The following is a 22,645-nucleotide window of genomic DNA, read 5'->3' on the forward strand; positions in this document are numbered from 1 at the left end:
CTGGCTAGACCGCCGCCGGGGTGCTGCCGCCCGTGGCCAGTCCGGTGGGCGGGGTATCGGCGCTGTCGGACGGGCCCTCCGGAGTCTTGGGCGGGCGCGGCGGCCGGCCCGAGACGATGTCGTTGATCTGGTCGGCGTCGATGGTTTCCCATTCGAGCAGGGCCTTGGTCATGGCCTCGACCATGTCGCGGTTGTCTTCCAGGATCTTGCGCGCCACGCCGTACTGCTCGTCGATGATCCGGCGGATTTCCCCGTCGACCTTCTGCATGGTGGCTTCGGACATGTGCGTGGTCTTGGTGACGCTGCGGCCCAGGAAGACCTCGCCTTCGTTCTCGGCATACACCATGGGGCCCAGCTCGCTGGTCATGCCATACCGGGTAACGATGTCGCGCGCGATGGCCGTGGCGCGCTCGAAGTCGTTCGAGGCCCCGGTGGTCATCTGGTTCATGAAGACTTCTTCGGCGATACGGCCGCCGAACAGCACCGCGATGGTGTTCAGCAGGCGCTCTTTGTCCATGCTGTAGCGGTCGTTTTCGGGCAGCTGCATGGTCACGCCCAGCGCACGGCCGCGCGGGATGATGGTGACCTTGTGCACCGGGTCGGTCTTGGGCAGCATCTTGGCGACGATGGCGTGGCCCGACTCGTGGTACGCGGTGTTCTTGCGCTCTTCTTCGGGCATGACGATCGAGCGGCGTTCTGCGCCCATGATGATCTTGTCTTTGGCCTTTTCGAAGTCGGACATGTCGACGGTGCGGCCATTGCGGCGCGCCGCGAACAGCGCGGCCTCGTTGACCAGGTTGGCCAGGTCGGCGCCCGAGAAGCCGGGGCAGCCGCGCGCCAGGATGGTGGCGTCGACGTTGGGCGACAGCGGCACCTTGCGCATATGCACGCGCAGAATCTGCTCGCGGCCGCGAATGTCGGGCAACGGCACCACGACCTGACGGTCGAAGCGGCCAGGGCGCAGCAGGGCCGGATCGAGCACGTCGGGGCGGTTGGTGGCGGCGATGACGATGACGCCCTGGCCGGACTCGAAGCCGTCCATTTCGACCAGCATCTGGTTCAGGGTTTGTTCGCGTTCGTCGTTGCCGCCGCCCAGGCCGGCGCCGCGCTGGCGGCCGACCGCGTCGATTTCATCGATGAAGATGATGCACGGAGCGTGTTTCTTGGCGTTCTCGAACATGTCGCGCACGCGCGCCGCACCCACGCCGACGAACATTTCGACGAAGTCGGAGCCCGAGATGCTGAAGAACGGCACCTTGGCCTCGCCGGCGATGGCCTTGGCCAGCAGCGTCTTGCCGGTACCGGGCGAGCCCACCATCAGCACGCCGCGCGGAATGCGGCCGCCCAGCTTCTGGAACTTGCTGGGGTCGCGCAGAAAATCGACCAGTTCCTGGACGTCTTCTTTGGCTTCGTCGCAGCCGGCCACGTCGGCGAAAGTGATCTGGTTGGTGTTTTCGTCGAGCATGCGCGCGCGCGACTTGCCGAAGCTGAATGCGCCGCCGCGCCCGCCCCCTTGCATCTGGCGCATGAAGAACACCCATACGCCGATCAGCAGCAGCATGGGGAACCACGAAACAAAGATGCTCATGAGCAGCGACGGCTCTTCGCGGGCCTTGCCCGAGACGTCGACACCGTACTTGAGCAGGTCGGACACCATCCAGAGGTCGCCCGGCGAGGTCAGCGTGTACGCGCGGCCGGTGTCGGGCGTGACGTACAGGACGTCGCCCTGCACGTCGACCTTGCGGATGCGCCCCGCCTTGGCGTCTTCCATGAACTGGGTGTAGCTGACGCCGTCCTGCGTCTGTGCGCGCCCGTCAAACTGCTTGAATACCGTGAACAGGACCAGCGCGATCACCATCCAGACCGCGACTTTAGAAAATGAATTGTTCAAGGTCGATCTCCTGCTTTCGATTCCGACCGGCGACCGCCCCGCGTATATGGCACAGTCACAAGTATGTCAATAGCTCATTCTACCCTGTCGGGGCAGATTCCGTCTGGGCGCCTGGCCGGCGCCTGATACACATTCGGACTGGTTGGGTAGGCAGGCCTCGACAGCGTGGGGTTGATCAGGCCGCGGCGGCGTGCCGCGGCGGGTCAGGACTTCAGGTCGCGCGCCACCAGGAAGGTTTCGGAGGACTTGTCCCGCGAGGCTTTCGGCTTGCGCTCGACCACCCGCTTGAAGCGCTGCTTGAAGGACTGCACGATCTGCGAAAATCCGCTGCCGTGGAAGGCCTTGACGATCAGCGCCCCATCGGGCTTGAGGTGATTGCAGGCGAAGTCCAGGGCCAGCTCGCAAACATGCTGGATGCGAGCCGAATCGGCGACACCGACCCCGGACAAGTTGGGGGCCATGTCGGAAATTACAAGACTTACCGGCTGGCCACCCACCATTTCTTGCAACTGTTGCAAAACCGCCTCGTCGCGGAAGTCGCCCTGGATGAATTCCACCCCGGCGACGGGCTCCATGGGCAGCAGATCCAGGGCAATGATGCGGCCATCGACCACCCCGCCGGGGCCGGCCAGGCGTTCGCGCGCCACCTGCGACCAGCTGCCGGGGGCCGACCCCAGGTCGACCACGATGTCGCCCCGGCGCATCAGTTTTTCGGTGTCGAGGATCTCGATCAGCTTGAAGGCGGCCCGGGCGCGGTAGCCCTTCTGTTGCGCCATCTTCACATAGGGATCGTTGATGTGCTGGTGAATCCAGTCTTTAGAGAATTTCTTCTTGGCCATTACCGTACAATTCCACGCATGCCTATATTAGAACTCACCTCACGCGAGCGCAGCGATTTGCGCTCGGCCGCCCACCCGCTGCGCCCGGTCGTCCTGATCGGCGACAACGGGCTGACCGACGCGGTCCTGAAAGAAATCGACCGCGCCCTGGCTTCCCATGGGCTGATCAAGGTGCGCGCCGGCGGCAGCGACCGCGACGAGCGTGAGGCCATGCTGGCCTCCATCTGCGATGCCCTGTCGTGCGCGCCGGTGCACCACCTGGGCAAAATGCTTATTTTGTTCCGTCCGCTGCCCGGCAATGTGGCCGAACCCGCCGAAGGCGCTACGGCCCGCCGCAAGCCGTCGGAACCGCACACGCCCAAGAAACTGGCCGCCGAAGGCAAGACTTTGGCCAAACCGCGCCGGGCGCCTGCCCGCAAGGCGGCCGCCGAGCCCGCCAAGCCGGCCCGCGGCAGCCTGAACCAGGCCGGCCGCCCCCTGCGCCCCACTACCAAGAAAACCGCGTCGGCGGCGCCGCATGGCATTCCGCGCCGCGCCGGCAGCGCGCTGAGCCTGCGCGCGGGCGCGCGCAGCGGCATTCAGCGTACCGCGGCCACCAGCCGCAGGGCCGCCAAGGCCACCAAGAAGTAAATTCCGCCGGACACATCGTGCAGCAGGCCCGGGTCTGCCCAGGCCGGCACTGCCTGCCCGGCGGCGGCCAGCTCCCGGGCATGGTTCATGAGGGCCATGAGGCCGAAATACCCCAGGCCGGTGCCCACCGCCATCAGCAGGACGGTGCGGCGCCCGGGGCCTTGCAACGCCTGGCCGTGCGCCAGGCGGTCGAGAATCAGCATAAATACCGCGCCCCCCAGCCCGCCCATGGCGAGCACCCGGAACAATGGGGCGACGACCTTGGCCGCGTCGGCGGCATCCAGCAAGGAAAACAAGGTGGGCGCGACGAGCGCGCCGATGCTCCATAGCGCACCGCACCACAGCGCCGCGATCAGGCGGACGAGGATACGGGCCAGGTTGGGCATCGTCGGTGTTCCCGGGGGGCGGCGGCGTCGGTTCAGATGTAACGGACGCCGAGCACTTCGTACTCGCGCACGCCCGACGGCGCCTTGACTTCAACGACGTCGCCTTCGGACTTGCCGATCAGGGCGCGCGCCACGGGGCTGGACACCGAGATCAGGTTGGACTTGATGTCGGCTTCGACGTCGCCCACGATCTGGTACGACAGGCGGTCGCCCGAATCGAGGTCTTCGATGTCGACCGTGGCGCCGAACACGGCGCGGCCGTCGGCGTCGAGCGCGGCGGGGTCGATGATGTGCGCATTGGAAAGCGTGCCCTCGAGCTCGGCAATGCGTCCTTCGATGAAGCCCTGGCGTTCGCGGGCGGCATCGTATTCGGCATTTTCCGACAGATCACCCTGGGCGCGAGCCTCGGCGATGGCGTTGATCACTGCAGGGCGCTCGACGGTTTTCAGCCGATGGAGCTCGGCTTGCAAGCGCTCGGCCCCGCGCGCGGTCAAAGGAATGGCAGACATGTCGTTTCCCAAACAAAAAGTAGAAAACGCCCCGAATGGAGCGTTTCGGTGAAAGATCGCAGCCAGGCTTGTGGCCTGCGCCGCCAGGGCGGAGCAAGCCGGTGCAACGTGCGGAGGGTCGAACAGGCGGGAACGAGGCAGGACCCGATGTTTCAGTGGTTCCCGACCATCCGCTCTGATCGGCCCTTGCCCGTGACAACGGCAAGGCTGCGACCAAAACAAAACCCCGGCTCGGGTCGGAACCGGGGCAAGCAAGACCCCATTGTGGTCAAAATCCGCGGGAATTGCAAGCCATTCAGGAACCTGTCATTTGATCGCAGTTGAGTGCAGTAAAACGCATGTTGGCGGCATGAGGGAAATGGGGACGCCTTTGGTCGCGGGTGCTTGAGCCGCCCCAGGGCCCCTTTGGGACGGGGGGCGGCGCACGTGCGTCGGGCTCGGGCGCATGCAGGCGCCCGAGGCCTGCTGCGCAGGCTGCCCCGCCGCCCAACGCGCCGCCCCCCGTCCCAAAGGGGCCCTGGGGCTGCGGCCGATGTAAGGCGGCAAGCCCAGATGGCGACGGCCGGCGTGCGGGGGCTTACACGACGCGGCGGCCGCTGTGTTGCAGGAGCGCGTACAGGATGATGGCGCCGAAGGTCGCGGTGCCGATGCCGCCCAGGGTGAAGTCGCCCAGCTTGATGGTGAAGTCGCCCGCGCCCAGCACCAGGGTGACGGCAGCCACGATGAGGTTGCGGTTGTTGCTGAAATCGACCTGGTTGACCACCCAGATGCGCGCGCCGGCCACGGCGATCAGCCCGAACACGACCACCGACATGCCGCCCAGCACCGGGGCGGGAATGGTCTGGATGAGGGCGCCGAACTTCGGCGAAAAGCCCAGCACGATGGCGATCAGGGCGGCCAGCACGAAGACCAGCGTGGAATAGATGCGCGTCACGGCCATGACGCCGATGTTCTCGGCATAAGTGGTGACGCCGGTGCCGCCCACGGCCCCCGACACCATGGTGGCCACGCCGTCGCCCACAAACGCCCGGCCCAGGTAGCGGTCGAGGTTCTGGCCGGTCATGGCGCTGACCGCCTTGATGTGGCCCAGGTTCTCGGCCACCAGGATGATGGCCACCGGCACGATCAGGCCCATGGCCTGGGTCTGGAATACCGGCGCGGTGAAGTGCGGCAGGCCGACCCACGCTGCCGCCGCGACGCCTGAGAAGTCGATGGGCTTGCCCAGCCCCAGCACGTTGGCGCAGAGCGCATAGATGACGCAGGCCAGCAGCAGGCCCACCAGAATCAGCAGGCGCTGCACAGTGCCGCGCGTGTATACGGCGATGCCGCCCACGCACAGGATGGTGACGATGGCCATGGCCGCGTCGAAGCCCGAGGCGCCCATGGCGCCCTTGGCGGCGATCGGGGCAAGGTTCAGGCCAATGACCGCCACCACCGCGCCCGTGACCACCGGCGGCATCAGCGCCTCGATCCAGTTGGCGCCGCCGCCGGCGCGCGCATTGGCGAACCACACCACCACGCCGATGAGCGCATAGGCCAGGCCGCAGGCGATGATAGCCCCCAGCGCCACGCCGATATTGGCGTTGGGGCCGGCGCCCGCATAACCCGTGACGGCGACCACGCCGCCGATGAAGGCAAAGCTGGAGCCCAGGTAGCTGGGCACGCGCCCGCCCACGAACAGGAAGAAGATCAGCGTGCCGATGCCCGACATCAGGATGGCGACGTTGGGGTCGAAGCCCATGATCAGGGGCGCCAGTACCGTCGACCCGAACATGGCGACCACGTGCTGGGCCCCCATGGCGACGTTCTTCGGCCAGGACAGGCGTTCGTCGGGCGCGATGACGGCGCCGGGCACGGTTTCGTCGGCCAGCTTCCAGCGCGGGAAATAAGAATCGGACATGGGGTTCCCCGGGGTATAGGACAGGAATTATGAGTAGCGCGGGCGCAAGTGTAGGGGCGGCAGGCCTGCCCGGCAATACGGTGTTGCCCCCCGCGCGCTCGATGGCGCCTGGATGATGGCGCGCATCAAAATTTCTGATTGGACGCGCGCGGCCCCCCCCGCTACCTTGTGCGGACAATTTCAAAACACTACGGAGACTCGTCATGCCCACGATGCGCACCGCCCTTGCCGCGGCGCTGCTGGCCGCCTGCGCGCCCGCCCTGGCCGGCACTGTCACAGTGATCACCTCCTTCCCCAAGGATCTGACCCAGGCCTATAAATCGGCCTTCGAGAAAGCCAACCCCGGAATCACGCTGGAGATCCTGAACAAGAACACCGTGTCCGGCATCGCGTATGTGCGCGAAACGCCCGAGGGCCGGCGGCCCGAGGTATTCTGGGCCAGCGCGCCCGACGCCTTCGAGGTGCTGGGCCGCGAAAAACTGCTGACTCCCGCGCCGGATGCCCTCAACCCGGAAGTTCCGGCCAAGATCGGCAACTACCCCATCAACGACCCGGGCGGTCTGTATATGGGCCAGGCGCTGGCGGGCTACGGCATCATGTACAACACGCGCTACCTGAAGGCCCACAAGCTGACGCCGCCAGTGGAATGGAAAGACCTGCTGGCCCCGCAATGGTTCGGCCACGTGGGCATGACGGCGCCGTCGCGCTCGGGCACCATGCACCTGACCGTCGAGACCATTCTGCAGGGTGAAGGCTGGGCCGACGGCTGGCACACGCTGCTGCGCATGGCGGGTAATTCCAGCCAGATGACCGAACGCTCGTTTGGCGTGCCCGACGGCGTGAACAACGGCCAGTTCGGCGCCGGGCCGGTCATCGACTTCTTTGGCCTGTCGAGCAAGTACTCGAAATTCCCGGTCGAATTCGTCTATCCGTCCGAAACCTCGGTGGTACCCGCCAATATTGCCCTGATCGCCGGCGCCAAGAACTCGGAAGAAGGCAAGAAGTTCATCGCCTTCACGCTCAGCGCGGCGGGCCAGGAACTGCTGCTGGAGCCCAAGATCTCGCGCCTGCCGGTGCTGCCGTACAAGGACCTGGCCGGGAAGATTCCCGAAGGCTATCCCGACCCGGCCGAGATCGCCAAGCGCAGCAAAGTGCATTTCGATCCCGAGCTGTCCCAGACGCGCTATTACGTCGTGCAGGCGCTGTTCGACCAGACCATTACGTTCCGCCTGGGCGAACTGCAGGCCGCCACCAAGGCGATCTACGAGGCCGAGCAAAAGCTGGGCGCCAAGGCGTCGTCAGGCCAGGCGGCCGAGCTGCTGGCGCAGGCCCGCAAGCTGGCCTGGACGCCGCTGGTCGATACTCAGGCCGCGGCCGACCCGGAGTTCCTCAAGGTCTTCACGCGCGACAAGAAAGACGCGTCTTCCAACAAGCAGATCACGCAACTGGAAGGCGAATGGAGCGGCAAAGCCAAGGCCAACTACGAGCAGGCGGCCAAGCTGGCCCGCCAAGCCGCGGCACTGTAGCCGCCGCGGCGTTCATTTCCACCACCACTGCCTCACATCCGCCCGCCGCCGGCGGGCGGGCTGCAAGCCCGCCGTGAGCGCAGACCTATGATGGAGTCTCGATGACGTTCGCGAGCCACTCGCGCCTGCCGGCCGGACCGCTGCTGGCGGCCCTGCTGGTGTTGGCCTTCCTGGCCCTGTTCCTGGCCGTGCCGGTGGGCACGGTGTTCTACAGCGCCTTCATCAATGCCGACGGCAGCTTCACGCTGGGGCATTTCGGCGCGTTCTTCGCCCAGCCCCTGATGCAGGAGGCATTCTTCAACAGCCTGTACGTGGCGGGCTGGTCGGCGCTGCTGGCGTCGCTGATCGCGGTGCCGCTGGCGTACTTCACGGTGCGCTTCGAGTTTCGCGGCGCGTTGCTGATCCAGACGCTGGGCGTGCTGCCGCTGATCATGCCGCCGTTCGTCGGCGCAGTGGCCATGCAGCTGATCTTCGGCCGGTCGGGCACGGTGAACCTGCTGCTGGACGACTGGTTCGGTTTCACCCTGCCGTTCATGGAAGGCCTGAACGGCGTCATTTTCGTCGAGTCGCTGCACTACTTTCCGTTCATCCTGATGAACCTGGTGGTGGCGCTGCGCAATATCGACGGCTCGATGGAAGAAGCCGCCTTCAACCTGGGTTCGCGCGGGTTCCGGCTGTTCCGCCGGGTGATCTTCCCGCTTGCCCTGCCCGGTTATGTGGCCGGCGCCTCGCTGGTGTTCGTGAAGGTTTTCGACGACCTGGGCACTCCGCTGGTGCTGGGCACCACCAACATGCTGGCCCCGCAGGCCTACCTGCGCATCACCCAGGTGGGCCTGGAAGACCCGCTGGGCTATGTAATTAGCGTGATCATGATCGGGTTCTCGATCCTGGCGCTATGGCTGTCGGCCCGCGTGCTCAAGGGCAAGGACTATTCCACCCTGCAGAAGGGCGGCAACTCGATCCACAAGCGCCGGCTCGGCCCGGGCGAAAGCGTGCTGGCTTACGGCTGGATCGCCCTGGTGCTGCTGCTGGTGCTGTCGCCGCACATCGGCGTGCTGCTGCTATCGCTGGCGACGGTCTGGAGCTACGCGCCACTGCCTGACGGCTACACCCTGGCGCACTATGCGGCGGTATTCACCGAATCGCACAGCATGATCACCAATACCTTGCTGTACTGCGGGCTGGCCGCCGGCGTGGACGTCATACTGGGCACGGCCATCGCCTACCTGATGCTGCGCACCCGCCTGCCTGGCCGCCAGTGGCTGGACTTCCTGGCATCCGCCGCCCTGGCCATACCCGGCATCGTGCTGGCCATCGGCCTGCTGCGCACGTTTCGCGGGGTCGAGTTCCCGCTGACGGACACGCTGATCACGTCGTCGTGGCTGCTGATCATGATTGCATATTCGGTGCGGCGCCTGCCTTATGCCCTGCGCTCTTGCGTGGCCGCGCTGCAGCAGATCAATGTGTCGTTGGAAGAAGCGGCGCAGTCGCTGGGCGCCAGCCGGCTGAGCACCATCCGGCGCGTGGTGGTGCCGCTGATGGCGGGCGGCATGCTGGCCGGTTTCGTCACCAGCTTCATCACGGCCGCCGTCGAGCTGTCGGCCACCATCATGCTGGTGACGCGCGACAGCCAGGCGCCCATGAGCTACGGCATTTACCTGTACATGCAGAGCGCCGCCGGGCGCGGCCCCGGCGCGGCGCTGGGCGTGCTGGCCGTGGCCGCGGTGGGTATTGGCACATATGTATCGCACCTGCTGGTCGAGCGCGCCTCGGCGCGCCAGCGGCCGGCGCGCAACGAGGAATCCGCATGAAGAAAGTCAGCGTCGAATGCCGCAATATCCGGCTGTCTTATGGCAGCACGGAAGTCCTGAAAGACGTCAACATCCAGATCGAGCCCGGCGAGTTCTTCGCCCTGCTGGGACCATCCGGCTCGGGGAAGTCCACCTTGCTGAGGCTGATCGCAGGCTTCAACCGGCACAGCCACGGGCAGTTGCTGGTCGACGGCAAGGACATCAGCGCCACGCCGCCCTGGGGACGCAATATCGGCATGGTGTTCCAGAACTACGCGCTGTGGCCGCACATGACGGTGTGGGACAACGTCGCCTTCGGGCTGGTCGAGCGCCGCATGGGCCGTGCCGAGATCCGCGCCAAGGTCGGGGCCGCGCTGGAGCTGGTCGGCCTGTCGCAGTATGCCAGGCGGCGTCCCAACCAGCTGTCGGGCGGCCAGCAGCAGCGCGTGGCGCTGGCTCGCACCATCGTCATCGAGCCGCAGGTGCTGCTGCTGGACGAGCCGCTGTCCAACCTGGACAAGAAGCTGCGGGTGCAAATGCGCCAGGATCTGCTCAGCCTGCAGCGGCGCCTGGGCATCACCACGATTTTCGTCACGCACGACCAGGAAGAAGCCATGACCACGGCGGACCGCATGGCGGTGCTGGACCACGGTGTGGTGCAGCAGATCGGCGCGCCCACCACCCTGTTCGACTTTCCGGTCAACCGCTTCGTGGCGAATTTCGTGGGCACCATGAATGTGCTGGAAGGCGCGGTGCGCGAGCGCAGCAGCAGCAGCCTGGTGCTGGCCGTGCCGGGCGTGGGCGACCTGCACCTGCCGCTGAGCAGCGACGCCCCGGAGGCCGACCGGCTGGCCGCCAGCTTCCGGCCGCACACGGTGCTGATCGACATGGCGGACGGGGTGGGCGATGCGCGCTATGTGTGGCTGCCGGGGGTGGTGGAAGCCAGCGAGTTCCTGGGCGAGTTCACCCGCTACCAGGTGCAGGTGGGCGACCAGCGCGTCACGGCCGACCAGTCGCATCTGGCGGGTTTGTCGCCATTTCCGGTGGGGGCGCCGGTTTCCATTGGGCTGGAACCCTCTCAGATACGTCTGCTGGCGGCATAATCTGCCGTCATGGAAATCTATCAGATCCGCGCCTTCGTCACGGTTGCCCGGCTGGGCAACCTGACCAAGGCCGCGGGCGCGCTGTCGCTGACGCAGCCGGCCGTCACCGCCCAGATCAAGGCGCTGGAACAAAGCCTGGGCGTGGCGCTGTTTGAACGCGCCGGCGGACGCCTGACGCTGGCCAAGGCCGGCGAAGCGCTGCTGCCCACTGCCGAGGCGCTGCTGACGCTGGGCGCGCAGTTCAAGGCCGAAGCCCAGCAATTGCAGGGCAGCCTGCATGGGGCGGTAGACCTGGGTGTGCCCAGCGAGCAGCCGGATTTCCTGCGCCTGGGCGAACTGGCCTCGGCGGTGCTGGAACATTTGCCGCTGGTCGAACTGAAGACCATTACTTTGCCGACCACGGCGCTGCATGACCAGGTAAGCAGCGGGCGGCTGCACGGCGCCCTGACCATCGCGGCCAACCCGCCGCGCGCGACGCACTGGATGCCGCTGCGCAGCGTGCGCTACCGGATTGCGCTGCCCTCGGCGCTGGCCAACGAGCTCAAGCGCGGCGGCTGGCGCGAAGTGTCGCAACTGCCATGGCTGGACGGCCCGGCCGGCTGCCACACGCATTTGCTGCTGCGCGACATGTTCGAGCGGCACGGCATGACGCCGCGCGTGGTGATGCAGCACGATGACCAGGCCAACCTGGATGCGCTGGTGCGCGCGGGCGCGGGTTGCGCGCTGCTGCGCGAAGAAACCGCCCTGGCCGGCGCGGCCAGCGGCGACTTCATCGTCTGGGGCCAGGCGCACGCGGACGCCACGCTGGGTTTCATGACGCCGCACGAACGCGCCAGCGAACCTGTGCTGGTCGCGTTAATCTCTCTCATGCAGAAAATCTGGAAATTCCGACGCCCGGCCGCCGATTCCCCGCCCCTTGATTGAATACACATGACTGAAATCTGGTTTATCCGCCACGGCGAAACTTCGTGGAACCGCGAGGGCCGCCTGCAGGGCTGGCAAGATATAGACCTCAATGCCGCCGGGCGTGAGCAGGCCGCGCAACTGGCGGCGCGCATCGGCGCCGCGGGGCAAGCGTTCGGCGCGCTGTACAGCAGCGACCTGCGGCGCGCCTATGCGACAGCCGAGCCGCTGTCGGCCGGGCTCGGCCTGCGGCTGCGCAGCGAACCCGGGTTGCGCGAGCGCAGTTACGGCGTCCTGGAAGGCCTGGATCTGGGCCGCATCGACGAGCTGGCGCCCGAAGCCGCGGCCGCCCGCAAGAGCCGCGATCCGCACCGCCCGCTAGAAGGCGGGGAGTCGCTGGGGCAGTTCCAGGCGCGCATCATCGCCACTGTCGACGACCTGGCGGCACGCCATTCGGGGGAATGCATTCTGGCCGTGACGCACGGCGGCGTGCTGGACATCATCTGGCGGCACGCATGCGGAGTCACGTTGGACGGCGAGCGCGCGGTGCCGCTGCTTAATGCCAGCATCAACCGCATCGGGGTCGAGGGACGGCGCTGGCAGGTGCTGGAATGGGGCGACGTGGGGCATCTGGATGCGGAGTCGGCCAGCGATGTGGTGCCTTGAAGTCTTGGGGGGCGGGTCCTAGGGGTCGTTTGGGTTGTATGGGGTTTTGGGTTGTATGGAGTGGTTTGGGTTCTTGAGACGCCTCTGTGTGCGGTGCGGGGCCGGGGCGGCCGAGTCGCTCGGCTCGGGCGCATCCAGGCGCCCTCGGCCTGCTGCGCAGCTACCTTCGCTCCAACCGGCCGCCCCGGCCCCGCACCGCACACAGAGGCTCGCAATGTCTACCCGCGTCGGTCCGGTCTGTGATGCGTGGATGGAATGTCGCTTAGGGACGCGGGTGGCCAACGATAGGCAACACCCTGTGGGCATGACGCTGCGGCGAGTTCCTGGCGTGTGCCGGGGGCCGCGGCGGCCAATTGGAGCGAGGGCAGCCTGCGCAGCAGGCCGAGGCGCCTGGATGCGCCCAGCCGAGCGACTTGGCCGCCGCGGCCCCCGGCACACGCCAGGAACGTCTGAACAGAGACGCCCGAGACACGCAAAAAACCTCGGCCCCGGAAAATACCGACCGTCTTCAACGACGCGGCTTGCGCGGCGCATTGCGGGCCGCCCGGTCGTAGATCGTGTTGGGCAGCAAGCGCATCAGGCGCGCCACGATGCCCATTTGCCACGGAATCACGGTATACGACACGCCCCGTTCGATCGCCACTTGCGCCCTGGCCGCGAAAGCATCGGCTTCCATCAGGAACGGCATCGAGTACGGATTATGTGCCGTCATCGCCGTCTTGATATAGCCCGGAGCGATGGTAACCACCCGGATGCCGGCGTGAGCCAATTCCAGCCGCAGGCTTTCGCAATAGCTGATGACCGCCGCCTTCGATGCGCTGTAGGCGCCGGCGCCCGGCAGCCCGCGGATGCCCGCCACGCTGGCGATGCCCACCAGCCGGCCGGCGCGCGCCTGTCGCATGGGCTCGATGAACGGCTCGAACGTTGCCACCGTGGCGAGCAGGTTCGTATCGACAATGGCCTTGAACACCTCGAAATCCTCGGTATGCTCGGTCAAGGTGCCGACACTGATGCCGGCGCTGGCCACTACCACGTCTACCCTGCCCCCGCTGCGCGCCAGAAAATCGCCCGCCGCGGCATGCAAGGCGGCGCGGTCGCATACGTCCACGGCATAGCAATGATGGTCGCCGGGCAGTTCGTCGGCCAGGGCGCGCAGCGCTTCGCCGCGGCGCGCCACCAACCCCAGCCGCGCGCCCGAGCGGGCGTAGCGCCAGGCCAGGGCGCGGCCCAGGCCGCTGGAAGCGCCAGTAATGAAAACAGAGGTCATGGCAATGTCATGAAACCGGCCGCCGGAACGGGCCGCAATGGCTTGCATGATAGAGCCTGGCGCCCGGCATGCAATAACAAAAAAATACGGACCCCGTGGGGTCCGTATTCGGGCGCCTAACCGGCACTGCGTTATTGCGCGGCCAGGCTGGCGTGCAGCTCCTGCAGCGGATACACCTGCAGGCCCAGGCCCTGCCGCAGGTACTGCATGCCCTCCACCGCGGCGCGCGCGCCGGCGATGGTGGTGAAGAACGTGACCCGGGCCGCCAGGGCCTGCGTGCGGATCGTGCGCGAGTCGGCGATGGCGTTGCGGCGCTCTTCGACCGTGTTGATGACCAGCGAGATCTCGCCGTTCTTGACCATGTCGACGATGTGCGGACGGCCTTCGGTGACTTTGTTCACCACCTGCACCGGAATGCCCGACGCTTCGATCTGGGTGGCGGTGCCGCGCGTGGCCACCAGCTTGAAGCCCAGGTTGTGCAGGCCGCGCGCCACCTCGACGGCACGGGTCTTGTCCTGGTCTTTCACGCTGATGAAGGCGGTGCCGTTCTCGGGCAGGCGCACGCCGGCCGCCAGCTGCGACTTGACGAAAGCTTCGCCGAAACTGGTGCCCACGCCCATGACTTCGCCGGTGGACTTCATTTCGGGCCCCAGGATGGTGTCCACGCCCGGGAACTTCACGAACGGGAACACGGCCTCTTTCACCGAGAAATACGGCGGCACCACTTCGCGGGTGACGCCCTGCTCGGCCAGGGTGCGGCCGGCCATGGCGCGCGCGGCGATCTTGGCCAATTGCAGGCCGGTGGCCTTGGACACGTAGGGCACCGTGCGCGAGGCGCGCGGATTGACTTCAAGCACGTAGACGTCGCCGCCCTGAATGGCGAACTGCACGTTCATCAGGCCATTGACGTTCAGCGCGCGCGCCATCATGGTGGTCTGGCGCTTGATTTCGGCGATGACCTCGGCCGACAGCGAGTACGGCGGCAGGCTGCAGGCCGAATCGCCCGAGTGCACGCCGGCCTGTTCGATGTGCTCCATGACGCCGCCGATGAATACGGTTTCGCCGTCGGCCAGGCAGTCGACGTCGACTTCGGTGGCGTTGTTCAGGAAGCGGTCGAGCAGCACGGGAGAATCGTTGCTGACCTTCACGGCTTCGCGCATGTAGCGTTCGAGATCTTGCTGCTCGTGCACGATTTCCATGGCGCGGCCGCCCAGCACGTAGCTGGGGCGCACCACCAGCGGGTAGCCGATGTCGGCGGCGTGGGCCAGGGCCTCGCCTTCGGTGCGCGCGGTGCGGTTGGGCGGCTGGCGCAGGCCGAGCTTGTTGAGCAGCTTCTGGAAGCGCTCGCGGTCTTCGGCCACGTCGATGGATTCGGGGCTGGTGCCGATGATGGGCACGCCGTTGGCTTCGAGCGCGCGGGCCAGTTTCAGCGGGGTCTGGCCGCCGTACTGGACGATCATGCCCACCGGGTTTTCCTTGTGCACGATTTCGAGCACGTCTTCGAGCGTGAGCGGCTCGAAGTACAGGCGGTCGGAGGTGTCGTAGTCGGTGGAGACGGTTTCCGGGTTGCAGTTGACCATGATGGTCTCGTAGCCGTCTTCGCGCAGCGCGAGCGCCGCGTGCACGCAGCAGTAGTCGAACTCGATGCCCTGGCCGATGCGGTTGGGCCCGCCGCCCAGCACGATGATTTTCTTGCGGTCGGTGGGTTGGGCTTCGCACTCGTCTTCGTACGTGGAGTACATGTAGGCGGTGCGGGTGGCGAATTCGGCGGCGCAAGTGTCAACACGCTTGTACACCGGGCGCACGTTGAGCTGGTGGCGCAGCTTGCGGATCTCGGACTCGGACGAATCGAGCAGGAAGGCCAGGCGGCGGTCGGAAAAACCCATGCGCTTTAACTGCCACAGCGTGGGGTAGTCGAGGTCGGCCAGGGTTTTCTGTTCGAGCGCCAGCTCGATGTCGACGATTTCCTTGATTTGCGACAGGAACCAGGGGTCGATGCGGGTGATGTTGTGGACTTCGTCCAGGGTGAAGCCCTGCGCGAAGGCATCGCCCACGTACCAGATGCGCTCGGGACCGGGCTCGCCCAGCTCGACCTGCAGCTTTTCGCGGTCGGTGGTTTTCTGGTTCAGGCCGTCGACGCCCACTTCGAGGCCGCGCAGGGCCTTCTGGAACGATTCTTTGAAGGTACGGCCGATGGCCATGACTTCGCCCACCGATTTCATCTGCGTGGTGAGGCGGGCATCGGCCTGCGGGAATTTCTCGAAGGCGAAGCGCGGCACCTTGGTGACCACGTAGTCGATGGACGGCTCGAACGAGGCCGGCGTGGCGCCGCCGGTGATTTCGTTGCGCAGTTCGTCGAGCGTGTAGCCCACCGCCAGGCGCGCCGCGACCTTGGCAATGGGAAAGCCCGTGGCCTTGGATGCGAGCGCCGACGAGCGCGACACGCGCGGGTTCATCTCGATGACGATCATGCGGCCGTTGTCGGGATTGACCGCGAACTGCACATTGGAGCCGCCGGTATCAACGCCGATTTCGCGCAGCACCGCGATGGAGGCGTTGCGCATGATCTGGTATTCCTTGTCAGTCAGCGTCTGGGCTGGCGCGACAGTGATGGAATCGCCGGTGTGCACCCCCATGGGGTCGAGGTTTTCGATGGAGCACACGATGATGCAGTTGTCGGCCTTGTCGCGCACGACTTCCATCTCGAATTCTTTCCAGCCCAGCAGCGATTCTTCGATGAGCAGTTCGCTGGTGGGCGAGGCTTCCAGGCCGCGCCGGCAGATGGTTTCGAATTCTTCGGCGTTGTAGGCGATGCCGCCGCCCGAACCGCCCATGGTGAAGCTGGGGCGGATAACGGCGGGAAAGCCCGAGGTGCCCGTTTCGGCGGCGATGCGGCGCTGCACTTCCCAGGCCTCGTCCATGCTGTGGGCGACGCCCGACTTGGCCGATTCGAGGCCGATGTCGGTCATGGCCTGCTTGAACTTCTGGCGGTCTTCAGCCTTTTCGATGGCCTGCTCGTTGGCGCCAATGAGCTCGACGTTGTGCTTGGCCAGCACGCCCTGGTGGGCGAGGTCGAGCGCGCAGTTCAATGCGGTTTGCCCGCCCATGGTGGGCAGCAGCGCGTCGGGCTTTTCGCGTTCGATGATTTTTTCGACCGCCTGCCAGGTAATGGGCTCGATGTAGGTGACATCGGCCGTTTCCGGGTCGGTCATGATGGTGGCCGGATTGCTGTTGACCAGGATGGTGCGGTAGCCCTCGGCCTTGAGCGCCTTGCACGCCTGCGCGCCGGAATAGTCGAACTCGCAGGCCTGCCCGATGATGATGGGGCCGGCGCCGATGATGAGGATGCTTTTTATGTCTGTACGCTTGGGCATGATGCGATGTTTATTTCTGGCCGGCCATCAGGCTGATGAATTTGTCGAACAGCACGATGATGTCGTGCGGCCCCGGGCTGGCTTCGGGATGGCCCTGGAAGCAGAATGCGGGGCGGTCGGTGAGTTCGAAGCCTTGCAGCGTGCCGTCGAACAGCGAAATGTGCGTGACCCGCGCGTTGGCCGGCAGCGAAGCCGCATCGACGCCGAAGCCGTGGTTCTGGCTGGTGATGAACACACGCTTGGAATCGACGTCTTGCACGGGGTGGTTGGCGCCGTGGTGGCCGGTTTTCATTTTGACGGTCTTGCCGCCAACCGCCAGGCCCATGATCTGGTGGCCCAGGCAGATGCCGAAGGTAGGCAGCTTGCGCTCGAGGAACACCTTCGTGGCCGCGATGGCGTAGTCGCAGGGCTCGGGGTCGCCCGGGCCGTTGGCCAGGAACACGCCGTCGGGGTTGAGCTTGAGCACGTCTTCGGCCGGGGTCTGGGCCGGCACCAGCGTGATGCGGCAACCGCGGTCGGCCATCAGGCGCAGGATGTTGTACTTGACGCCGAAGTCGTAGGCGACCACGTGAAAGCGGTCCTGGGCGGGCGCGCTGAAGCCCTTGCCCAGTTGCCAGGTGCCCTGCGACCAGTCTTGCGCGGCCTTGATGGACACGACCTTGGCGAGGTCGAGGCCGTTCATGCCGGCGTAGCCGCGCGCCAGTTCGACCGCGCGCTCGGCGTCGTCGCCCACCAGGATGCAGGCGCCCTGGGCGCCGCCATCGCGCAGGATGCGGGTGAGCTTGCGGGTGTCGACGTCGGCGATGGCGACCACGCCCTGCGCGGCCAGGTATTCGGGCAGCGATTGGGTGGCGCGGAAATTCGAGACGCGCGAGGGGCAGTCGCGCACCACCAGCCCCGAGGCCAGCACGCGCGCGGTTTCGACGTCTTCGGTGTTGACGCCGGTGTTGCCGATATGCGGATAGGTAAGCGTTACGATCTGGCCGTTATAGCTGGGATCGGTGAGGATTTCCTGGTAGCCGGTCATGGCGGTGTTGAACACCACCTCGGCGACCGTATGGCCTGGCGCGCCGATGGACACGCCCCGGAAAATGGTACCGTCCGCCAAAGCCAGAATTGCAGGAGGGAAGCGATTGGCGCCCTCGGGAAAAAGTTGCGGCAGCACAGTAAACCCCGGTTTCAGAATCGATGATCAAACCTTGGAATTATACCCTGGAAGGGCATTTTCCCTGGGGAACCGCGCCATATAAGGCTGGGCGCGGAGGTTTCCGTGTCAAAAACGGCTCCGGCGTAGTGATACCCTACCTTTTTCGCCAACTTTCGCCTTTGTTGATCTGTCCCCATGTCCAGCCAGCTTGAAGCCTTGCGCCGTCACACGACGGTCGTCGCCGACACCGGCGATTTTGAAGCCATGCGGGCGCTGCGCCCCACCGACGCCACCACCAACCCGTCGCTGATCCTGAAGGCGGTGCAGAAAGAGGCGTACCGGCCCCTGCTGCAGCAGGTGGTGCGCGACCATCGCGGCGCGCCCCTGGCCGAGCTTACCGACCGGCTGCTGGTGGCGTTCGGGCGCGAGATCCTGAATATCGTGCCGGGCCGGGTGTCTACCGAAGTGGACGCGCGCCTGTCGTTCGACACGCGCGCCACGGTCGAACGCGGCCGCGGCCTGATCGCCCTGTACGAAGCGGCCGGCATCCCGCGCGAGCGGGTGCTGATCAAGACCGCCTCGACCTGGGAAGGCATCCAGGCGGCCCGCCTGCTGCAGGCCGACGGCATCCGCTGCAACCTGACCCTGCTGTTCTCGCTGCCCCAGGCCGTGGCGTGCGCCGACGCCGGGGTGCAATTGATCTCGCCTTTCGTGGGGCGCATCTACGATTGGTACAAGAAGGCGGCTGGCGCCGACTGGGTGGAAGCCGAGCGCGCCGGCGCCAACGACCCCGGCGTGCAATCGGTGACCGAAATCTACCGCTACTACAAGCGGCACGGCATCACGACCGAAATCATGGGCGCCAGCTTCCGCAACAAGGGCCAGATTCTGGCGCTGGCGGGCTGCGACCTGCTGACCATCAGCCCGGAACTGTTGGCCGAACTGGATGGCGCGCAGGGCGACGTGCCCGTGCGCCTGACCCGCGACGACGAGGCGGGCGAAGTGCCGGCGCGCCGGCCGGCCGACGAGGTGTGGTTCCGCACCGAACTGAACGCCAACGCCATGGCCACCGAAAAGCTGGCCGAAGGCATCCGGCTGTTCTCGGCGGATGCGATCAAGCTCGATGCCTTGCTGGGCGGGGCGGCGGGTCGATAGCGGGGGGGTACGCAGGGCGCCTGGCACCGCAGGGTGCCGGACGGCGTGCTGTTGGGACGGCGTGCATGCACTTCGGTGTCTGGCACCTGCGGAGCCAGACACCTGTGCGACTCACACCGGCATGACTCACTCCCGCGCTATTTGCACCTGCGCTATTTGCACCTGCGCTATTTGCACCTGCGCTATTTGCACCTGCGCTATTTGCACCTGCGCCGTTTGCGCCTGCGCTAGCGCTCGTCGTGCCTCAGCGCTCGTCGTGCCTCAGCGCTCGTCGTGCGAATGCACCTGCAGCGCTTCCAGGAAGCGCGACACCATGTTGTAGGCGGCCACGGTGGCGGTGAGTTCGACCATAAGCTTGTCGCTGCCCACGGCCTGGCGGGCCGCGTCGAATACCGGCTGGGGCACCTGGACGTGGCGCGTCATGGCGTCGGTGTAGGCCAGCACGGCACGTTCGCCGGCGTTGAACTGGTCTGACGATTCCCATTGATCGAGCGCGTCGAGCTGCGCCTGGGTGATGCCCTCGCGCAAGGCGATGGGCGCGTGCTGGTCGGCCTCGTAGGGCGCGCCGTTGATCACGGCGACCCGCATGATGACCAGTTCGCGCAGGTCGCCGGGCAGCGTGCTGAGCTGGCGGATGGACGTCAGGTAGTTGAGCCAGCCGCCGGCCACGGCGGGGCTGTGCAGCAGCATCTGGTACAGGTGCAGCACGCTGCCGCGTTCGGCGACGATGCGCTCGACCAGCGGCTTGGCGTCAGGGTGGTTCAGATCGGCATAAGACAGGCGCGCCATGCGACAAACTCCGGGAAAGCGGCGGCCCGGGCGGGCCGCGGGGGTTCAGATTTTTTCGGTTTCGCCCGATTTGGGCTGCCATTTCATCAGGCGCTGCTCGCCCAGGCCCACGATGTAGTCGAGCAGCAGCGCGAAGGCGGTCAGCACTACGATGCCGGCGAACACCGTGTTGACGTCGAACGTGCCCTCGGCCTGCAGGATGAGGTAGCCGACGCCGCTGGCCGAGCCCAGGTACTCGCCCACCACCGCGCCCACAAAGGCCAGACCCACTGAGGTATGCAGGCTGGAAAACACCCAGCTGGTGGCCGACGGCAGGTACACGTGGCGCAGCAGCTGGCGCCGCCCCGCGCCCAGCATGCGGGCGTTGTCGAGCAGGGTCGGGCTGACTTCGCGCACGCCCTGGTACACGTTGAAGAACACAATGAAGAACACCAGCGTCACGGCCAGCGCGACCTTGGACCAGATGCCCAGGCCGAACCACATGCCGAAGATGGGCGCCAGAATGACGCGCGGCATGGAATTGGCCGCCTTGATGTAGGGGTCGAGAATGGCGCTGGCGGTATTCGACAGGCCCAGCCACAGGCCGAAGCCCAGGCCCGAAACGGTGCCGATGAAGAAGGCCAGTACGGTCTCGGCCAGGGTAACCCACAGGTGGCGGTAGATGTCGCCGTTGGTGATGAACCAGGCCCAGATGCGGCCCCATACTTCGAGCGGCTGGCCGAAGAAGAACGCGACCTGGGGATCGAGCGAGGCCACATACCAGATGACCAGGATGACCACCAGCAACAGCAGCTGCCAGAACCGCAGGCTGGCCGAACCGGGTTTGATGAGTTTCGACATATCAGATCCGAACCGTCTCAGGAGGCTGTTTTTTGCTGGGCATAGCCCTTGAGCACTTCTTCGCGCAGCACGCCCCAGATGGCCGCGTGCAATTCGACGAAGCGCGGATGGGTGCGCACTTCGGCGACGTCGCGCGGGCGCGGCAGGTCGATGGCGAATTCACCGATGGGATGAGTGCCCGGGCCGGCCGACAGCACCACTACCCGGTCGCTCATGGCAATGGCTTCGTCCAGGTCGTGCGTGATGAACAGCACGGCCTTGCGCTTGGCCATCCAGAGTTCGAGCACTTCGTTTTCCATCAGCTGGCGCGTCTGGATGTCGAGCGCCGAGAACGGCTCGTCCATGAGGATGATGTCGGGGTCGCGGATGAGCGTCTGCGCCAGCATGGCGCGCTTGCGCATGCCGCCCGACATCTGGTGCGGATACCGTTCTTCGAAGCCGCCCAGCCCCACGCGGCGCAGCCACTCGCGGCCGCGTTCCAGCGCCTCGGGACGCGCCACGCCGGCGAACTCCAGGCCGGCGATGACGTTCTCGAGCGCGCTGCGCCACGGCAGCAGCGCTTCGCCCTGGAACATGTAGCCGGCGCGGGTGTTGATGCCCGCCAGCGGCTGGCCGAACACTTTTACCTGCCCCGACGACGGCTGCAGCAGGCCGGCGCCCACGTTCAGCAGCGTGGACTTGCCGCAACCCGTGGGGCCGACCACCGAGACGAACTCGCCCGGCGCGATGGCCAGGCTGGTGTCCTGGACGGCGGTGTAGCGCTTGCCGCCGCCGTCGCGGGACACGAAGGTGCAGGTAATGCTATCGAGCGAAAGTGCTGCCTCAGCCATTGGGATACTTCTGGTTGGCACGGCGGGTGAACTCGTTGGTCCAGACCTTGGAGGTGTCGATCTTGGATGCGTCGAAACCCTTGACGTAGGCTGCCAGCGCCTTGGTGGCGGTGGCCGCGCCGTCTTCGGGGATGACGCCGTCGGGCGACAGGCCTTCCTTGCTCTTGGAGATGGCGGCCTTGTAGACGGCCGGATCACCCAGCAGGTATTGCGTGGGCACCGCGCTGGCGATTTCTTCGACGCTGGCTTTCTGGATCCATTTGTCGGCGCGCACGATGGCGTTGGTAAGCGCCTGGGCCGTGTTGGGGTTGGCGTCGAGGAAGTCCTGGGGCGCGTACAGGCTGCCGGCCGGCATGTTGCCGCCGAAGATTTCCTGGGTGTCTTTCAGGGTGCGGGTATCGACGATGATGTCGATGTCGCCCGGCATGGCCAGCATCGAGACCACCGGGTCGGTGTTGGAAATGGCGTCGATCTGGCCGCTGCGCAGCGCGGTGACCGCGCCGGCGCCGGCGCCCACGCCGATGAAGGACACGTCGCTGTCTTTCAGGCCATGCTTGGCCAGGAAGAAGCTGACAACCATGTTGGTGGACGAACCCGGCGCGGTGACGCCGATTTTCTTGCCTTTCAGGTCGGCCGGGCTCTTGTAGTCGGGCATGTTCTTCTTGGAAACGCCTACGCCGATCATGGGCGCGCGGCCCTGCAGCACGAAGGCGCGGTAAAACTGGCCCTTGGACTGCATGTGCAGGGTGTGTTCGAAGGCGCCCGAGACGACATCGGCGCTGCCGCCCACCACGGCCTGCAGCGCCTTGGAGCCGCCGGCGAAGTCGGCGATGCTGACATCCAGCCCTTCGTCTTTGAAAAAGCCCTTGACCTCGGCGATGGTCAGCGGCAGGTAATAGATGAGCGCCTTGCCGCCCACGGCGATCTGGACGTTTTTCTTTTCCAGTTTCTGGGCCCGCACGACGGCGGGCGCCATGCCCATCGCGCCGGCCGCGCCGGCCAGCTTGAGCAAATCACGACGAGTGACTGACATTTGGGGGTCTCCTTTGCCGCGCATGCGGCCTGTGTCTGGATTGCGGCCGGACAGGCCGTCATCTTGG

19 protein-coding genes are annotated in these 22,645 nt (G+C 66.2%); 7 read left to right on the forward strand and 12 right to left on the reverse strand.

The annotated features are described in order from the left end of the window. Window positions 1–4 precede the first annotated feature (4 nt). Both ftsH and BPET_RS17940 read right to left on the reverse strand, forming a co-directional pair. Window positions 5–1,891 carry an ATP-dependent zinc metalloprotease FtsH gene (gene ftsH / locus BPET_RS17935; RefSeq protein WP_012250430.1) on the reverse strand — a complete coding sequence of 629 codons (1,887 nt, stop codon included), beginning with the start codon at window positions 1,889–1,891 and terminating at the stop codon, window positions 5–7. 203 nt (window positions 1,892–2,094) lie between these two features. Beyond that, window positions 2,095–2,730, reverse strand: coding sequence for an RlmE family RNA methyltransferase (locus tag BPET_RS17940; protein WP_012250431.1), 636 nt, complete (start codon window positions 2,728–2,730; stop codon window positions 2,095–2,097). 18 nt (window positions 2,731–2,748) lie between these two features. Between BPET_RS17940 and BPET_RS17945 the strand changes: the two genes are divergently transcribed. After that, entirely contained in the window at window positions 2,749–3,360 is a 612-nt protein-coding gene (locus BPET_RS17945) for a YhbY family RNA-binding protein (protein WP_012250432.1), read from the forward strand. On the opposite strand, the gene BPET_RS17950 is transcribed toward BPET_RS17945, so the two are convergent. The 3 genes from BPET_RS17950 to BPET_RS17960 all read right to left on the reverse strand — a co-directional run bounded on the left by BPET_RS17950 (window position 3,309) and on the right by BPET_RS17960 (window position 6,155). Beyond that, window positions 3,309–3,746, reverse strand: coding sequence for a DUF4149 domain-containing protein (locus BPET_RS17950; protein ID WP_012250433.1), 438 nt, complete (start codon window positions 3,744–3,746; stop codon window positions 3,309–3,311). The two genes, BPET_RS17945 and BPET_RS17950, sit on opposite strands and share 52 nt — an antisense overlap. Window positions 3,747–3,778: 32 nt before the next feature. Then, window positions 3,779–4,255 (reverse strand): transcription elongation factor GreA, encoded by a 477-nt coding sequence (gene greA, locus BPET_RS17955; protein WP_012250434.1) that lies wholly within the window; start codon window positions 4,253–4,255, stop codon window positions 3,779–3,781. 577 nt (window positions 4,256–4,832) lie between these two features. Continuing rightward, window positions 4,833–6,155 (reverse strand): solute carrier family 23 protein, encoded by a 1,323-nt coding sequence (locus BPET_RS17960; RefSeq protein WP_012250435.1) that lies wholly within the window; start codon window positions 6,153–6,155, stop codon window positions 4,833–4,835. Window positions 6,156–6,358: 203 nt separating this feature from the next. Between BPET_RS17960 and BPET_RS17965 the strand changes: the two genes are divergently transcribed. From BPET_RS17965 to BPET_RS17985, 5 genes are all read left to right on the forward strand, one after another. Beyond that, a complete protein-coding gene (locus tag BPET_RS17965; protein ID WP_012250436.1) occupies window positions 6,359–7,681 on the forward strand; it encodes an ABC transporter substrate-binding protein in 1,323 nt (440 codons plus the stop codon). Between the two features lie 101 nt (window positions 7,682–7,782). Further along, complete coding sequence (locus BPET_RS17970) at window positions 7,783–9,492, forward strand: ABC transporter permease (RefSeq protein WP_012250437.1); 1,710 nt, start codon at window positions 7,783–7,785, stop codon at window positions 9,490–9,492. Then, window positions 9,489–10,574 carry an ABC transporter ATP-binding protein gene (locus BPET_RS17975; protein WP_012250438.1) on the forward strand — a complete coding sequence of 362 codons (1,086 nt, stop codon included), beginning with the start codon at window positions 9,489–9,491 and terminating at the stop codon, window positions 10,572–10,574. Before BPET_RS17970 ends, BPET_RS17975 begins: the two co-directional genes overlap by 4 nt. A gap of 9 nt (window positions 10,575–10,583) precedes the next feature. Then, window positions 10,584–11,498 (forward strand): LysR family transcriptional regulator, encoded by a 915-nt coding sequence (locus tag BPET_RS17980; RefSeq protein WP_012250439.1) that lies wholly within the window; start codon window positions 10,584–10,586, stop codon window positions 11,496–11,498. Between the two features lie 6 nt (window positions 11,499–11,504). After that, complete coding sequence (locus BPET_RS17985; RefSeq protein ID WP_012250440.1) at window positions 11,505–12,143, forward strand: histidine phosphatase family protein; 639 nt, start codon at window positions 11,505–11,507, stop codon at window positions 12,141–12,143. Between the two features lie 508 nt (window positions 12,144–12,651). Here BPET_RS17985 and BPET_RS17990 read toward each other — a convergent pair. The 3 genes from BPET_RS17990 to carA form a co-directional block, all read right to left on the reverse strand. Further along, a complete protein-coding gene (locus BPET_RS17990) occupies window positions 12,652–13,410 on the reverse strand; it encodes an SDR family oxidoreductase (protein WP_041864134.1) in 759 nt (252 codons plus the stop codon). Window positions 13,411–13,541: 131 nt separating this feature from the next. Continuing rightward, window positions 13,542–16,784, reverse strand: coding sequence for a carbamoyl-phosphate synthase large subunit (gene carB / locus BPET_RS17995; RefSeq protein WP_012250442.1), 3,243 nt, complete (start codon window positions 16,782–16,784; stop codon window positions 13,542–13,544). A 10-nt stretch (window positions 16,785–16,794) separates the two neighbouring features. Further along, window positions 16,795–17,949 carry a glutamine-hydrolyzing carbamoyl-phosphate synthase small subunit gene (gene carA, locus BPET_RS18000; RefSeq protein WP_012250443.1) on the reverse strand — a complete coding sequence of 385 codons (1,155 nt, stop codon included), beginning with the start codon at window positions 17,947–17,949 and terminating at the stop codon, window positions 16,795–16,797. 177 nt (window positions 17,950–18,126) lie between these two features. On the opposite strand from carA, the gene tal reads away from it, so the two are divergent. Then, a complete protein-coding gene (gene tal / locus BPET_RS18005) occupies window positions 18,127–19,086 on the forward strand; it encodes a transaldolase (protein WP_012250444.1) in 960 nt (319 codons plus the stop codon). A 261-nt stretch (window positions 19,087–19,347) separates the two neighbouring features. On the opposite strand, the gene BPET_RS18010 is transcribed toward tal, so the two are convergent. From BPET_RS18010 to BPET_RS18025, 4 genes are read right to left on the reverse strand one after another with little or no spacing between them, the layout of a single operon-like run. After that, on the reverse strand, window positions 19,348–19,875 hold the full coding sequence (locus BPET_RS18010; protein ID WP_012250445.1) for a carboxymuconolactone decarboxylase family protein: 528 nt from the start codon (window positions 19,873–19,875) through the stop codon (window positions 19,348–19,350). Between the two features lie 45 nt (window positions 19,876–19,920). Further along, the gene (locus BPET_RS18015) at window positions 19,921–20,715 is read right to left on the reverse strand and encodes an ABC transporter permease (protein ID WP_012250446.1); all 795 of its coding nucleotides are present in this window, start codon (window positions 20,713–20,715) and stop codon (window positions 19,921–19,923) included. Window positions 20,716–20,732: 17 nt separating this feature from the next. Continuing rightward, the gene (locus tag BPET_RS18020; RefSeq protein ID WP_012250447.1) at window positions 20,733–21,545 is read right to left on the reverse strand and encodes an ABC transporter ATP-binding protein; all 813 of its coding nucleotides are present in this window, start codon (window positions 21,543–21,545) and stop codon (window positions 20,733–20,735) included. Then, window positions 21,538–22,578, reverse strand: a complete 1,041-nt coding sequence (locus BPET_RS18025; RefSeq protein ID WP_012250448.1) for an ABC transporter substrate-binding protein — start codon at window positions 22,576–22,578, stop codon at window positions 21,538–21,540. The genes BPET_RS18020 and BPET_RS18025 overlap by 8 nt, the downstream gene beginning before the upstream one ends. Between the last annotated feature and the right edge of the window lie 67 nt (window positions 22,579–22,645).

Origin of the sequence: Bordetella petrii (assembly GCF_000067205.1) — a bacterium.
Lineage (GTDB): Bacteria > Pseudomonadota > Gammaproteobacteria > Burkholderiales > Burkholderiaceae_B > Bordetella_A > Bordetella_A petrii.